Annotated in this window: 8 protein-coding genes; 3 read left to right on the top strand and 5 right to left on the bottom strand. The window is 68.4% G+C overall.

Features of this window, described 5'->3' with window-relative positions:
- Both pks13 and A5736_RS06825 read left to right on the top strand, forming a co-directional pair.
- Positions 1 to 5313, top strand: coding sequence for a polyketide synthase Pks13 (gene pks13, locus A5736_RS06830; RefSeq protein WP_076127460.1), 5313 nt, complete (start codon positions 1 to 3; stop codon positions 5311 to 5313).
- 8 nt (positions 5314 to 5321) lie between these two features.
- Positions 5322 to 6887, top strand: a complete 1566-nt coding sequence (locus A5736_RS06825) for an acyl-CoA carboxylase subunit beta (protein WP_139333173.1) — start codon at positions 5322 to 5324, stop codon at positions 6885 to 6887.
- Here A5736_RS06825 and A5736_RS06820 read toward each other — a convergent pair.
- Entirely contained in the window at positions 6884 to 7828 is a 945-nt protein-coding gene (locus A5736_RS06820) for a sigma-70 family RNA polymerase sigma factor (protein WP_076127465.1), read from the bottom strand. The two genes, A5736_RS06825 and A5736_RS06820, sit on opposite strands and share 4 nt — an antisense overlap.
- Before the next feature lie 96 nt (positions 7829 to 7924).
- Between A5736_RS06820 and A5736_RS06815 the strand changes: the two genes are divergently transcribed.
- On the top strand, positions 7925 to 8503 hold the full coding sequence (locus A5736_RS06815; RefSeq protein WP_076245251.1) for a dihydrofolate reductase family protein: 579 nt from the start codon (positions 7925 to 7927) through the stop codon (positions 8501 to 8503).
- Here the strand turns inward: A5736_RS06815 and A5736_RS06810 are convergent.
- The 4 genes from A5736_RS06810 to A5736_RS06795 form a co-directional block, all read right to left on the bottom strand.
- Positions 8475 to 9347 (bottom strand): SGNH/GDSL hydrolase family protein, encoded by an 873-nt coding sequence (locus A5736_RS06810; protein ID WP_083667223.1) that lies wholly within the window; start codon positions 9345 to 9347, stop codon positions 8475 to 8477. The two genes, A5736_RS06815 and A5736_RS06810, sit on opposite strands and share 29 nt — an antisense overlap.
- A gap of 60 nt (positions 9348 to 9407) precedes the next feature.
- A complete protein-coding gene (locus A5736_RS06805; protein ID WP_076127470.1) occupies positions 9408 to 9914 on the bottom strand; it encodes a hypothetical protein in 507 nt (168 codons plus the stop codon).
- Positions 9915 to 10017: 103 nt separating this feature from the next.
- A complete protein-coding gene (gene embB, locus A5736_RS06800) occupies positions 10018 to 13224 on the bottom strand; it encodes an arabinosyltransferase EmbB (protein WP_076245249.1) in 3207 nt (1068 codons plus the stop codon).
- Positions 13221 to 14631 (bottom strand): arabinosyltransferase C-terminal domain-containing protein (locus A5736_RS06795; protein WP_139333172.1); only part of this gene is annotated, 1411 nt, incomplete at its 5' end. The genes embB and A5736_RS06795, both read right to left, overlap by 4 nt.

Here is a 14631-nt window from a genome sequence, read left to right as displayed (position 1 = left end):
ATGGCTGACACAGACGAACCTCAGGAGAACCTGCCCGCCGACAAGACCGACATGACGGTCGCCGAGATGCGCGAGTGGCTGCGCAACTGGGTGGGCCGGGCCGTCGGGAAATCACCCGACGACATCGACGAGTCGGTGCCGATGGTCGAGCTGGGTCTGGCGTCGCGGGATGCCGTGGCGATGGCCGCCGACATCGAGGACATGACCGGCGTCACGCTGTCGGTCGCGGTGGCGTTCCAGCACCCGACCATCGAGTCGTTGGCGACCCGCATCATCGAGGGTGAGCCCGAGGTGGCCGACGAGCTGGACGACGCCGATTGGTCGCGCCCCGGCCCCGCCGAGCGCGTCGACATCGCGGTGGTGGGCCTGTCCACCCGGCTGCCCGGCGACATGAACAGCCCCGACGAAACCTGGCAGGCGCTGCTGGAGGGTCGCGACGCGATCACCGATCTGCCCGAGGGCCGCTGGTCGGAATTCCTCGAAGAGCCGCGCATCGCCCAGCGCGTCGGCACCGCCCGCACCCGGGGTGGCTACCTGAAGGACATCAAGGGCTTCGACTCGGAGTTCTTCGCCGTGGCCAAGACCGAGGCCGACAACATCGACCCGCAGCAGCGGATGGCGCTGGAGCTCACCTGGGAGGCGCTCGAGCACGCCCGCATCCCCGCGTCGAGCCTGCGCGGCGAGGCCGTCGGCGTGTACGTCGGCTTCTCCAACAACGACTACCAATTCCTGGCGGTCTCCGACCCCACCGTCGCGCACCCGTACGCGATCACCGGCACCGCCAGCTCGATCATCGCCAACCGGGTGTCCTACTTCTACGACTTCCGCGGCCCCTCGGTCGCGCTGGACACCGCCTGCTCGAGCTCGCTGGTGGCGACGCATCAGGCGGTGCAGGCGCTGCGCAACGGCGAGTGCGACGTGGCGGTCGCCGGTGGTGTCAACGCGTTGCTCACCCCGTTGGTGACGCTCGGTTTCGACGAGATCGGTCAGGTGCTTTCGCCCGACGGCCGGATCAAATCCTTCTCGTCCGACGCCGACGGCTACACCCGCTCCGAGGGTGGCGGCATGTTCGTGCTCAAGCGGGTTGACGACGCCCGCCGCGACGGCGACCAGATCCTGGCCGTGATCGCCGGCAGCGCGGTCAACCACGACGGCCGGTCCAACGGCCTGATCGCCCCCAACCAGGACGCGCAGGCCGAGGTGCTGCGCCGGGCCTACAAGGACGCCGGCATCGATCCGCGCACCGTCGACTACATCGAGGCGCACGGCACCGGCACCGTGCTGGGCGACCCGATCGAGGCCGAGGCGCTGGGTCGTGTCGTCGGGCGGGGCCGTCCCGCGGATCGCCCGGCACTGCTGGGCGCGGTGAAAACCAATGTGGGACACCTGGAGTCGGCCGCCGGCGCGGCCAGCCTGGCCAAGGTGGTGCTGGCCTTGCAGCACGACAAGCTGCCGCCGTCGATCAACTTCGCCGGGCCTAGCCCCTACATCGACTTCGACGGCATGCACTTGAAGGTCATCGACTCCCCGGCCGATTGGCCGCGCTACGGCGGTTACGCGCTGGCCGGGGTTTCCAGCTTCGGCTTCGGTGGGGCCAACGCGCACCTGGTGGTGCGCGAGGTGCTGCCCCGCGACGTCGTCGAGCGGGAGCCGGAGCCCGCGCCGGAGGTCGAGTCGGGCCCCGAAACCGAATCGGCCGAAGCCCCTGGGCTGGAAAGCCACTCGCTGCGGTTCGACGATTTCGGCAACATCATTCCCGACGCCTCCGAGGCGCCGGAGGAAGAATACGAGCTGCCCGGCGTCACCGACGAGGCGCTGCGCCTCAAAGAGATCGCGCTGGAAGAGCTTGCGGCACAAGAAGAATCAGCGCCGCTGATCCCCCTCGCGGTGTCGGCGTTCTTGACGTCGCGCAAGAGGGCCGCCGCCGCCGAGCTCGCCGACTGGATGGAAAGCCCGGAAGGCCAGGCGTCGTCGCTGGAATCGATCGGCCGCGCGCTGTCGCGTCGCAACCACGGCCGCTCCCGCGCGGTGGTGCTGGCCCACGACCACGAAGAGGCGATCAAGGGCCTGCGGGCGATCGCCGAGGGCAAGCAGAAGCCGAACGTGTTCAGCACCGACGGGCCGGTGACCAGCGGCCCGGTGTGGGCGATGGCCGGTTTCGGTGCGCAGCACCGCAAGATGGGCAAGAGCCTGTACCTGCGCAACGAGGTCTTCGCCGAATGGATCGAGAAGGTCGACGCGCTGATCCAGGACGAGCGGGGTTACTCGGTGCTCGAGCTGATCCTCGACGACTCGCACGAATACGGCATCGAGACTTCCAACGTCGTCATCTTCGCGATCCAGATCGCCCTGGGCGAGCTGCTCAAGCACCACGGCGCGAAACCCGCCGCGGTGGTTGGCCAATCGCTCGGTGAGCCCGCGTCGGCCTACTTCTCGGGCGGGCTGTCACTGGCCGACGCGACCCGCGTCATCTGCTCGCGCTCGCACCTGATGGGCGAGGGCGAGGCGATGCTGTTCGGCGAATACATCCGGCTGATGGCCCTCGTCGAGTACTCCGCCGACGAGTTGAAGACAGTGTTCGGTGATTTCCCCGGCCTGGAGGTGTGCGTCTACGCCGCACCCAGCCAGACCGTGATCGGCGGTCCGCCCGAGCAGATCGACGCGATCGTCGCCCGCGCCGAGGCGGAGGGCCGCTTTGCCCGCAAGCTGCAGACCAAGGGCGCCGGCCACACCTCGCAGATGGACCCGCTACTCGGCGAGTTCTCCGCGGAGCTGCAGGGCATCGCGCCGCAGAGCCCGGCCGTCGGAATCTTTTCGACGGTGCACGAGGGCAGCTACATCAAGCCCGGCGGCGAGCCGATCCACGACGTCGCCTACTGGGTCAAGGGCATGCGGCATTCCGTCTACTTCACCCACGGCATCCGCAATGCCGTCGACGCCGGCCACACCACGTTCCTGGAGCTCGCCCCCAACCCGGTGGCGCTGATGCAGATCGGCCTAACCACCGCCGCCGCGGGTCTTCATGACGCCCAACTGATTCCGACGCTGGCCAAAAAGCAGGACGACGTCGAGTCGATGATCTCGGCCATGGCCCAGCTCTACGTCCACGGCCACGATCTGGACATCCGGACCCTGTTCAGCCGCGCCCAGGGGCCCGAGGATTACGCGAACATCCCGCCGACCCGGTTCAAGCGCAAAGAGCACTGGCTGGACGTGCACTTCTCCGGCGACGGCTCGGTGATCATGCCGGGAACCCATGTCGCGTTGCCGGATGGCCGCCACGTCTGGGAATTCGCGCCGCGCAACGGCGACACGGACCTGGCCGCGTTGGTGAGATCCGCTGCGACACAAGTGCTTCCGGATGCGCAGCTGGTGGCGTCCGAGCAGCGCGCGGTGCCCGGCGCCGGCGCCCGGCTGGTGACCACGATGACCAGGCACCCCGGCGGCGCCTCGGTCCAGGTGCATGCCCGCATCGACGAGTCCTTCACCCTGGTTTACGACGCGCTGGTGTCCCGGGCGGGTTCGGATGTCGCCGCGTTGCCGACCGCGGTGGGCGCCGGCGCGACGATCGCCGCCCCGACCGCGACCGCTGCGCCTGAGGCCCCGGCCGCGCCCGTCGAGGAGTCCGACGCCGAAACGCTGTCGGACAGCCTGACCAACCGCTACCTGCCGAGCAACGTGGGCCGATGGTCACCGGATTCCGGCGAGACCATCGCCGAGCGGCTGGGCCTGATCGTCTCGGCGGCCATGGGGTATGAGCCCGAGGACCTGCCGTGGGAGGTGCCGCTGATCGAGCTGGGCCTGGACTCGCTGATGGCGGTGCGGATCAAGAACCGCGTCGAGTACGACTTCGACCTTCCCCCAATCCAATTGACGGCCGTGCGGGACGCCAATCTGTACGCCGTCGAGAAGCTGATCGAGTACGCGATCGAGCACCGCGACGAGGTCGAGCAGCTGCACGAGCACCAGAAGACGCTGACGCCCGAGGAGATCGCACGGGAGCAGGCCCAGTTGCTCAGCGGGGCAACGCCGGCATCGGTCGCCGCGCCGGATCCGGACCCGCAGGCGGAGCCCGAGACTCAGCCCGCGCCGCCGCCCTCGGATGTGACGATTCCCCCGCCACCGACGGACCCGTCCGGTCCGAAGGCCGCGGCCACCAATGGTGGCCAACCGAACCTGGCGGGAGCGCTCAGCCAGGAGGCGGTGGCCAAGGCGCTCAACTCCGACGTGCCCCCGCGCGACGCCGCCGAGCGCGTCACCTTCGCCACCTGGGCGATCGTCACGGGCAAGTCGGCGGGCGGCATCTTCAACCCGCTGCCCAAGCTCGACGAGGGCACCGCCGCCAAGATGGCGCAGCGGCTTTCGGAGCGGGCCGAGGGTCCGATCACCGCCGAGGACGTGCTGACGTCGGAGACCATCGAGGCGCTGGCCGAGAAGATCCGCGGCTACTTCGAGGCCGGACAGATCGACGGCTTCGTCCGCACCATCAGAGCGCCGCAGGACGATTCGCAAATACCGGTGTTCGTGTTCCACCCGGCCGGCGGTTCGACCGTGGTCTACGAGCCGCTGCTCAACCGCCTGCCGGCGGATACCCCGATGTACGGGTTCGAGCGGGTCGAAGGCTCCGTGCAGGAAAGGGCCGCCCAGTACGTGCCCAAACTCCTGGAACTCAACGGGGACAAGCCTTTCGTCCTGGTCGGTTGGTCGCTCGGCGGCGCACTGGCGTACGCCTGCGCCATCGGGCTCAAGCGGATGGGCGCCAATGTCGCGTTCGTCGGGTTGATCGACACGGTGCGCGCCGGCGAGGAGATCCCGCAGACCCGGGAGGAAACCCGCAAGCGCTGGGACCGGTACGCGAAGTTCGCGGAGCGCACCTTCAACGTCGAGATTCCGGCGATCCCCTACGAGCAGCTCGAGGAGCTCGACGACGAGGGTCAGGTCAAGTTCGTGTTGGACATCGTCCAGCAGAGCGGCGTGCAGATTCCGGGCGGCATCGTCGAGCACCAGCGGACGTCCTATCTGGACAACCGGGCGCTGGAGACCGTCGAGATCGAGCCGTACGACGGCCACGTGACCCTCTACATGGCCGATCGCTACCACGACGACGTCATCGAGTTCGAGCCGCGGTACGCGATCCGTCAGCCCGACGGCGGCTGGGGCGAGTACGTGGCGGACCTGGAAGTGGTTCCGATCGGTGGCGAGCACATCCAGGCCATCGACGAACCGATCATCGGCAAGGTCGGTGCCCACCTCACCGACGCGCTGAATAAGGTGGAAGCGCAAGCCAGTCAGACGAGTGAGGTAGGCAAGTAGTGACGGAGATGGCGCCAGCTCCCATCCAGCACACCACCGCGGAGAAGCTGGCCGAGCTCCACCGTCGCCTGGAATTGGCCAAAGAGCCCGGTGGTGAGAAGGCCGTCGCCAAGCGCAACAAAAAGGGCATCCCCAGCGCCCGCGCCCGCGTGCACGCGCTGGTCGACCCGGGCACCTTCTTAGAGACCGGGGCGCTGGCCAAAACGCCGAACGACCCGAACGCGCTCTACGGCGACGGTTGCGTCACCGGGCACGCCATGATCGACGGCCGGCCGGTCGGGGTGTTCTCCCACGACCAGACGGTGTTCCAGGGCACCGTCGGTGAGATGTTCGGCCGCAAGGTCGCCCGGCTGATGGAATGGTGCGCCATGGTCGGTTGCCCGATCATCGGCATCCAGGACTCCGGTGGGGCCCGGATTCAGGACGCGGTCACGTCGTTGGCGTGGTACGCCGAACTGGGCCGCCGCCACGAGGCGCTGTCCGGGCTGGTGCCGCAGATCTCCCTGATCTTCGGCAAATGCGCTGGGGGAGCGGTGTATTCGCCGATCCAGGACGACCTGCTGGTCTCGGTGCGCGACCAGGGCTACTTCTTCGTCACCGGGCCCGACGTGATCCAGGAAGTCACCGGCGAGGAGGTCACCCTCGACGAGCTCGGCGGCTCGGACGCGCAGGCCCGCTACGGCAACATCCACCAGGTGGTCGACTCCGAGGCCGAGGCGTTCCAGTACGTCCGCGACTTCCTGTCGTTCCTGCCGTCGAGCGCCGTCGGCCAGCCGCCGATCATCAACCCCGGCCTCGAGCCCGAGACCACCCCGACCGATCTGGAGCTCGACTCGATCGTGCCGGACTCGGACAACATGGCCTACGACATGCACGAGATCCTGTTGCGCATCTTCGACGACGGCGACTTCCTGGACGTCGCCGCGCAACACGGCCCGGCCATCATCACCGGGTTCGCCCGGGTCGACGGACGCCCGGTGGGCGTGATCGCCAACCAGCCCATGCACCTGTCCGGGTCGATCGACAACGAGGCCTCCGACAAGGCCGCGCGATTCATCCGGTTCTGCGACGCGTTCAACATCCCGCTGGTCTTCGTCGTGGACACCCCGGGCTTCCTGCCGGGTGCCGAGCAGGAGAAGAACGGCATCATCAAACGCGGCGGCCGGTTCCTGTATGCGGTGGTCGAGGCCGACGTGCCGAAGGTGACCATCACCGTTCGCAAGTCCTACGGCGGCGCCTACGCCGTCATGGGATCGCGGCAGCTGACCGCCGACTTCAACTTCGCCTGGCCGACCGCGCGCATCGCGGTGATCGGCGCCGAGGGGGCCGCGCAGCTGCTGATGAAGCGGTTCCCGGACCCCACCATCCCCGAGGCGCAGCAGATCAAGAAGGACTTCATCGAGGGTTACAACCTCAACATGGCGATCCCGTGGACGGCCGCCGAGCGCGGATTCATCGACGCGGTCATCGACCCGCACCAGACCAGGCTGCTGCTGCGCCGGTCGCTGCATCTGTTGCGGGACAAGCAACTCTGGTTCCGCACCGCACGTAAGCACGGGCTGATCCCGGTTTAGGGTGCCTCGCGCGCGATCGATCGCGGCAGCCCGAACCTCGCGAGCACGCTGTTATCGAAGCGGGTCATGGCGCAGATGCGCTCGCCGGCGAGGCCCAGGACATACAGGCCGACCCCGTGGCTGATTCCCGTGGGCGTGCGCAGGTACGCGCCGAACGCCGGTTGGCCGTTGGCGCGCGTCGGCACGAGGTCGAACCTGCGGCCCGCATCGAACAGGGCCGCGCAGAAGCGGGCCACGACGTCGCGCCCCTCGTATTCGAAGGGCATCGGCGGCATCGACATGAACACGTCGTCGGTCAACAGGGCCACGAGCGCATCGAGGTCGGCCGACTCCCACGCGCGGACAAACTTCGCCACGATCGCTTCCTCGGCCGGCGAGCCGCGGGCCGGTGGGAGTTCGCCGGCGGTCGGCAGGCTGCGGCGAAGCCCGGCACGCGCCCGCTTGAGGGCGCTCTTGACCGCTTCGACGCTGGCGTCGAGCATGTCGGCCACCTCGTTCGTGTCGAATCCGAGGACGTCGCGCAGCACCAGCACGGCGACCTGACGAGGCGGCAGAACCTGAAGGGCGGCAATGAAAGCCAGTGAGATGGATTCGGTCTGCTCGTAGCGAGCTTCCGGCCCATCGGGAAAGGGCTCTAGCCAGACGACTTCACCCAAACGGGTGGGCCCCGGCGGTTCGACATCGGGCACGTCCCACTCCTTGGCCGCGCGCCGGCTCGCCGAACGACGGGCGTTGAGGCAGCGGTTGGTGGCGATCCGGTACAGCCAGGTGCGCAGCGAGGCGCGTCCCTCGAACCCCGCCAGCCCCTGCCACGCGGCCAGCATCGTGTCCTGCAGGGCGTCCTCGGCGTCCTGCAGGGATCCGAGCATCCGGTAGCAGTGCACCTGCAGTTCCCGGCGGTACGGCTCGATCAGCTCCCGATACGGATCGCCGACCACCACCTCGCGTCACCTCCATCCGTACAGACACCGACCCGACGACGCACGGGGCGGTGTCTCCATTAGTGGTAGCCGACAACACGGGCTAGGAGGGCAAGGATGGGAAAGATCATCGTCAGCGAGAACGTCTCGCTCGACGGAATCGGGCAGGACCCGACCGGCGACGAGGGCTTCAGGGCCGGCGGCTGGTTCGGCCAGATCGACCAACGCGACCACGACGCGTGGGCCGAAGCCGAGCTCGACGAGGCGCTGGGCGCCGAGGCCCTGCTGTTGGGCCGGCGGACCTATGAGTTCTTCGCCGCGCGCTGGCCGTCGCGCACCGGCCGGTGGGCGGACCGATTGAACAGCCTGCCCAAGCACGTGGTGTCGGCGACCCTGCCCGACCCGCAGTGGAACAACACGACGGTGCTGACGGGCGACCCACTGCGTCAGGTCGGCGCGTTGCGCCGAAACGTCAACGGGGACATCGTCGTTTACGGGAGCTTCCGGCTGGTGCACGCGCTGGTGGAACACGACCTCGTCGACGAGTTGCGATTGATGGTCTTCCCGTTCATGCTCGGCGCCGGCGATCGCCCGTTCGGCGACACCAGCGCCACGAAACGCCTGCGCCTCGTCGAGGTCCGCACGGTCGGCGACGGCCTGGTGCTACTCACCTACGAGCGCCGGCCGGGCCGATGAATCCGGCCAGCGCGTCGCCCACCGCCGTCGCGCCAAAAGCGGTGGGGTGCAACGGAACCGCGGGGTCGGCCACCCCATAGCCGGAAACGTAGCGATCGGCGGGCGAGGCGCAGATGTCGTGGCCCTGGAACATCGGCCTGGTGTCGAAGTACTCGATCCCCTTATCGGCGGCCAGTTGACGTTGCCGGTCGTCGAGTTCGTTGAATTTGGCCTGCAGGTAGTCGGAGTCGTGCGGCAACACCGGCTGCCCGGGAAAGCAGCCCCCGGGCCGGATCAGGGTCCCGTAGCCCACCAAAACGATCCGCGCCTTCGGCGCCTCGGCGCGGACCTGGTCGATCAGCATGCTCCACCCGCGGACATGCCCGTCGATCGCCGCCGAAATCCGGTCGACCGCGCCGGACACGAAATCCTCGGTGCAGGGTGCCGGGTTGGGGGATTTGACCTCGCATCCCTCGGCGTCGGCGGCCAGTCCGACGTCATTGGCCCCGATGGTGATGGTGATCAGGTCGGTGGCCGCGCGGACCGCGTCGATCTGGCGTCCGACCATCCCATCCTTCGTCTCTTGTGCGTGATCGGTGATGTCCTCGGTGATCGCGCCGCTGCAGGTGACGTCGGTGAACCCGGTCGCGCCGAGCCGCCGCGCGAGCACCGACGGGTAGTCGTTGGTCGACTTGCGGCAGCCGGTGGGTGGCGCCGGGTCCGGCACACCCGGCGCGGCGGCCATCGAGTCGCCCAGCGCCACATAGTTCAGCCGGCCAAGCGGCGGGGTGGCTGCATGGGGTCCGGCGCAAGCGACCGCCGCGGCACCGACCAGCGATGCGAGGCACAGGCGTGTCGAGAGCATATGCCCCAGTGTTTCATCCCGCGTTGGGCCGCCATGGCACCGCCGCGGGTTCAGTGCCGGTTACACCGGTACCAGATACTCGGAGGTGTAGAACTCGGCCGGATTCTGCGAGTGCGGGTCCCCGCGTTCGACGACCACCCAGACGCTGGTCGTGCCCTGCCGAATGGCGTCCTGAATGGTCACCGTCGCGTTGCCCGCGCCGTCGGTGTCCATTCCGGTAAAGGCGGTGCCGGGATCGCCGGGCCCGCAACCGGCCGACGAGGGACGGGGTTCCTGAATGAGGCCGACGTCGAAATGCGTGCCCGGCCGGGGGGAATCCGCCAGATGCACTTCCGCGGTCACGGTCGACCCGGACCTCTGTACCAGCACCGTGCCGCTGCCCAGTCGTGGAAACTGCACCGGGGGCCCGTTGGCCACCAGGCTGAAATCGCAGCGCCGGAGATCGGCATTCAGGGCGACCGTCGTACCGCTTTCCGCGGCGGCCTTGACCATTGCAAATGTCGCCGCGGGAGTGATCACCACGCCCAGCGTTGCCGCGCATGCGCCCAGACGAGTCAGTGTGTGCATTGGGTCACCTTTTCCCGCATATGTTGGCCAGCTCACAAGGGAACTAAGTATTGACCGCCGCGGGCCGAAATTAAACCCCGGCCCGCGATTACCGGAACGGCAATCAGGGCTTGATGCGGATCTCGCCGGGCGACCACCATCCCGTGCGGGTCGCGGTGCCCAGGTCGAGCTGCGCCGGATGGGCGTCGGCAATGGTGTCGAACTTGCGCAACGAACCCCAGTCGCGGCCCCAGTCACGGGACAGGTAGGTCGACATCACGTGGGCCCGCAGCAGCAAGTCGGTGATGCCCAGCAGCCCGCCGTTGGTGCCGTCCTCCCACGTGTCGGTGTCCATCTTCTTGGCCGTGTAGTCCGGGGTGATCCGGAACTTCGGGATTTCGGTGACGCCGTTGACGTGCAGCATCGGCTGCTGGCAGGGGAAGGCAAGCCCGACCGCCCAGTCCAGCAGCACGGGCTGCGACGAGCCCACGTACTCCTGCAGCGAGCGCAGCTCGGGCACCCGCGGCGGCGTCACCGCGATCCAGTCCTCCGGGGTTAGCGACAGGTCCTCGGCCACTACCCGGACCGCAACCGCGCCGGCGGGCATCTGGGACCGCGCGAAGCGCAGGTTGCGCCACACCTTCGGCTGTTCGCCGTAGAGGTCGTACGGCACCAGCCTGCCGCCGGGCACGACGTCGCCGCCGGGGCCGGGCATGCCGTATTCCAGCACGACCGTCTGCCCGGTGGTATGACCGTGCAGCACACTGTTTCCGGCGATCTTGCCCGCGGCCGTCACCACAACCAGCGGATGCCCGTCGTCCGGCTTGGGCAGCTGGTACCACGCCGACGTCAGCCTGCTCTGCTGTTGCGCACCGGTGGTGTAGCTGCCGGCCAGCGGCACCCGGGCGGGGTCCAGTCCGTAGGGCAGCGGTACCACCGATCCGTTGACGCCCGGCGTGGTCAGCTTCGTCGGCGCGTCCCAGTCGTAGTCCGTGCCGGGCTGGTTGGGCGTCATCCGAATCGCCTCGGCCACAGTGTGTTCCGGCACCCCGTCGGGCGTAAACCCGACCGGGTTGACGCCGCCCAAGGGGCCCAAGGGGCCCCAAGAACCTGAGTTGCCCGGCAGGGGCGCCATGAAGCCCGCGTTGCTGTCCGGCTCGACGAGCACATCGTCGGCCAGGCCGCAGCCGCCGGCGAACTCCCGCAGGTTGTCCCAGCCGTTGGAGTAGGTGGGGTATTGGCGCACGATCCCGGCCACCATCGACGCGATGAACACCAGCGCCATGAAGCCGGCCGCGATCGGGATCGGCGCGGTCGTCAACGCCCGGGCCAACCGGCCCTCGCCATGGCTCCTCGATGCGAAGTGCAACCAGACCGCGTAGAGCGCGGCGATGACGAACAGGGCGAAAAAGATTGTGCTGATGCTGATTCCAGCGATCTTCGGCATGATGCTGTTGAACGGCACGCCGTAGCTGGAGACGTACCACCAACCGTTGGTGGTGGCGAAGCACAACGCCATCAGGAACTGCACGGCGGCCAGGAACGCCATCCGGTTGCGCGACCAGCGCAACACCGACGGTGACACGAGCACGGTGGTCAGCGCCGCCATCGCCGCGCCCACCGCGGCGAACAGCCCGAAGTGGTGCACCCACTTGGTCGGGGTGAACATCAGGAAGAACATGGTGGCGAAGATGACGCCCATCAGCCGCCACGCCGGCCCGCGGGCGACGCCGGGAATCCGCTTGCGCCGCAACATGATGAACACGGCGGTGAACAGGCTCAGCGCGGTGATCAGAAAACCGAAGCGGCGCGACAACGAACCGTCGACGGTCGGCAGGATGAGGTAGTAGTAGCGCAGGTTCTCGGTGTACCAGGCCTGGCTGGGCCCGATCGCGGTGCGAATCCTGGTGGCTTCCAACACCGTTGCCAGGGTTTGATCGGCGAACACGACGGTGAGGATCACGAATCCCGCCGCCAGCATCGGGGCCACCAACGGCCAGGTACCGACCACGCGGTGGCGATGGACCAGGATGCGCAGGATTGGCCGGCCACCGGCGACCAGCGCGGCCACCGCGATCAGCCCGGTGGGCTGCACCCCCAGCGTGAACGCGGCGGTCACCACGGCCAGTGCCGCCGGCGTCAACCGGGAGGCGCACATCGACCGCTCGATCAGCACCCAGGTGAGCAGCGAACCGAGCGCGATGATCGGTTCGGGGCGCAGGCCGTTGTTGAACGGCATCCACGCGGTCAGCAGCACCATGCCCGCCGCCCAGTTCGCGGCCGTGCTGGACGTCACCGCCGGCCCCAATCGGGGCAGCACCTCACGCGACAGCAGCAGCCAACACACCAGCCCCGCGAGGAGGTCCGGCAACCGCATCCACAGGCTGCCGTCGCTGACGTGAGTCATCAGCGCCAGCAGGTTGTAGTACCAGCCGAACGGATCCTCCGGGCTGCCAAACCAGCGGAAGTAGTTGGACATGTAGCCGGCGTGGTCGGCGACCCGGGCCATGCCCAGGATGTAGCCGTCGTCGGAGGAGTTCGCGCCGATGATGTGCCAGAGCAGGAACCCGAATATCACCGCGGCGTCCACGAGCGTGAACTTGCGCCATCGGGTCGGGATCCAGCGGCGCATCCGGCGGCCGTCCAGCTGGTCCAGGCGCCACAGCGCGATCAGCGCCACGATCGTCGACACGATCGCCAGTACCATCGCAAGCAACTTCAGCGTCGTCGGCGTGGTGGAAAAGCGGGTGTCGATCGTCGCCGACAGCCGCAGCCCGGGCGGCGCGGGACCACTCAGATCGGTGAAGACCCCGACGATCTGCGGGCGCAGGTTGGGATCGGCGAAACCGCCGCCCGCCGGCTTACCCGCGGCGTCGGTCAACCCGACGAAGGTCGCGAACGTGCCGGCGCGTGTGGAGGTGACTTCGATGCGCTGGCATTGCGGGGATGCGGCCTGATCCCGCGACACGCTGGCGATCACCACGTTGCGGTCGGTGACGTCGACGCGCTGGCCGTTGACGACGATGAACAACGCGTTGAGCGCGGCGTCCTTGCCCTTCTTGGGCGCGGTGCTCAGCACGACCCCGCCCTCGGGTGGCAGGTCGCGCACCACCGAACAGGGCGCGCTCGCCGTCACATCGACCGGGTTCAGCGAAATCAGCGGCGCCGTAACGTTATTCAGCTGGCCGTTTTGCGGCCAGTTCAGCGTCGCGGTGGTCTGCACGACGGGCAGCAGCGGTGTCGCGACCGACAGGATGAACCCGATCAGCCCGGCGATCGTCGCGACCCAGCGCGTCATCCGGACGTTGCCCTCAACGGCGGTCACGCTCATGGGAGGGCCCTAATCGGTCCTTGCCGGCTCCAGCCGTGCACTGTGATCACACCCTGTTCGACGACGGCGTCCGGCGCCTGCTGCGTCGGCACCAGCGGGTAGTACTGCTCGACCGATCCCCAGTCCCGGTACCAGTCGCCGCGCAGGTAGGTCGAGATCGTCGACGTGCGCAGCATCGCCTGCAGGAACAGGAATGGGCCGCCGGCCTCGCTGGACTGCCACAGGTTCGACGACACCGCCGTCTGTTTACGCTCGGGCAGGATGCGGTAGCGCGGAAGTTCCGCAACGCCAAGGTGTTCCGAGAAGGGCCGCTGGCACGGGAAGTTGGCGGCGGTGGCGATGTCCATCAGCACCGGTGTCTGCGATCCGATCAGCTGCTGCAGGGTTTCCAGCACCGGGACCCGCGGCGGCGTGAACGCGAACCACTGCTCGGAACTCAGGTTCGGGTCGTAGGCGACGATGCGCGCCACATTGGCCTCCGGCGGCGCCCACGTCAACGGGAAGCGCAAGTTGCGCCACGCCGGCTGCGGCCCGAAGTCGATCGGGTACACCTCACCGAGCGGTTGGGCGGTGCCGTCGGGACGGCTGATGCCCCACTGCAGTTTCAGCGACTGCCCGTAGGTAAAGGTTCCGTCCTCCTTGTACGACCAGATCGCGCCCGCGGCCGAGACCACCACCAGCGGCCGGTCCGCGGTGCGCGGCGGCAGTTGGTACCACGACGACGTGGCGGTGGCGGCCAGCGTGTTCTCGCCGTAGCTGCCCATCACCGGGGTGCGGGCCGGGTCGAGGCCGAACGGCAGCGCCGCGTGCGATCCGTTCACCCCGACCGGACCCTTGCCGCCCGCGGTGCCCGCGGAGTCGCTGTACGCGACGTTGGGCTTGTTGGGCGAGGCGTCGGAGTTCACCACTCCCGGCTTGCTCACCACCGGGTCGGACTGCAGGTCGTCGCCCACACCCTCGGGCTTGAAGCCGACCGGCTTGACGCCCCCGAGCGGGCCGTCGGGGCCGAAGCTCTGTCCCGGAACCGGTTGCAGCAGACCGGCATTGGGGTCGGGCTCGGTCAGCACGTCGTCGGCCATGGCGCAGCTGGTCGGCGAAAGGCCCGAGGTGATCGCGGCCAGGTTGGCCTTGCCGGTGGTGTAGAGGGGGTAGCGGATCGCCGCCCCCTTGGCTAGCGAGGCGACCTCACCGACCACCATGATCGTCGCGACCACCAGCAGCGGGGTGGAGGCCAGCACGCGGTTGCGCCGGTTGTCCTTGACCTCGGTGTGCCCGGCGTAGTCCATGCGGAAGTGGTACCAAGCCGCCAGCAAACCGGTCACGATCGACAAGGTCAAGAACATCGACGTCACCGGGTGGCTCGCGATGACCGGCTGGATGTCGTACCACGGCACCCCGTAGTTGCCG

The organism is Mycobacterium sp. SP-6446 (genome assembly GCF_001954045.1).
Lineage (GTDB): Bacteria > Actinomycetota > Actinomycetes > Mycobacteriales > Mycobacteriaceae > Mycobacterium.
Note: the sequence above shows the minus strand (reverse complement) of the source record. Positions and strands in the feature narration are given on the sequence as shown.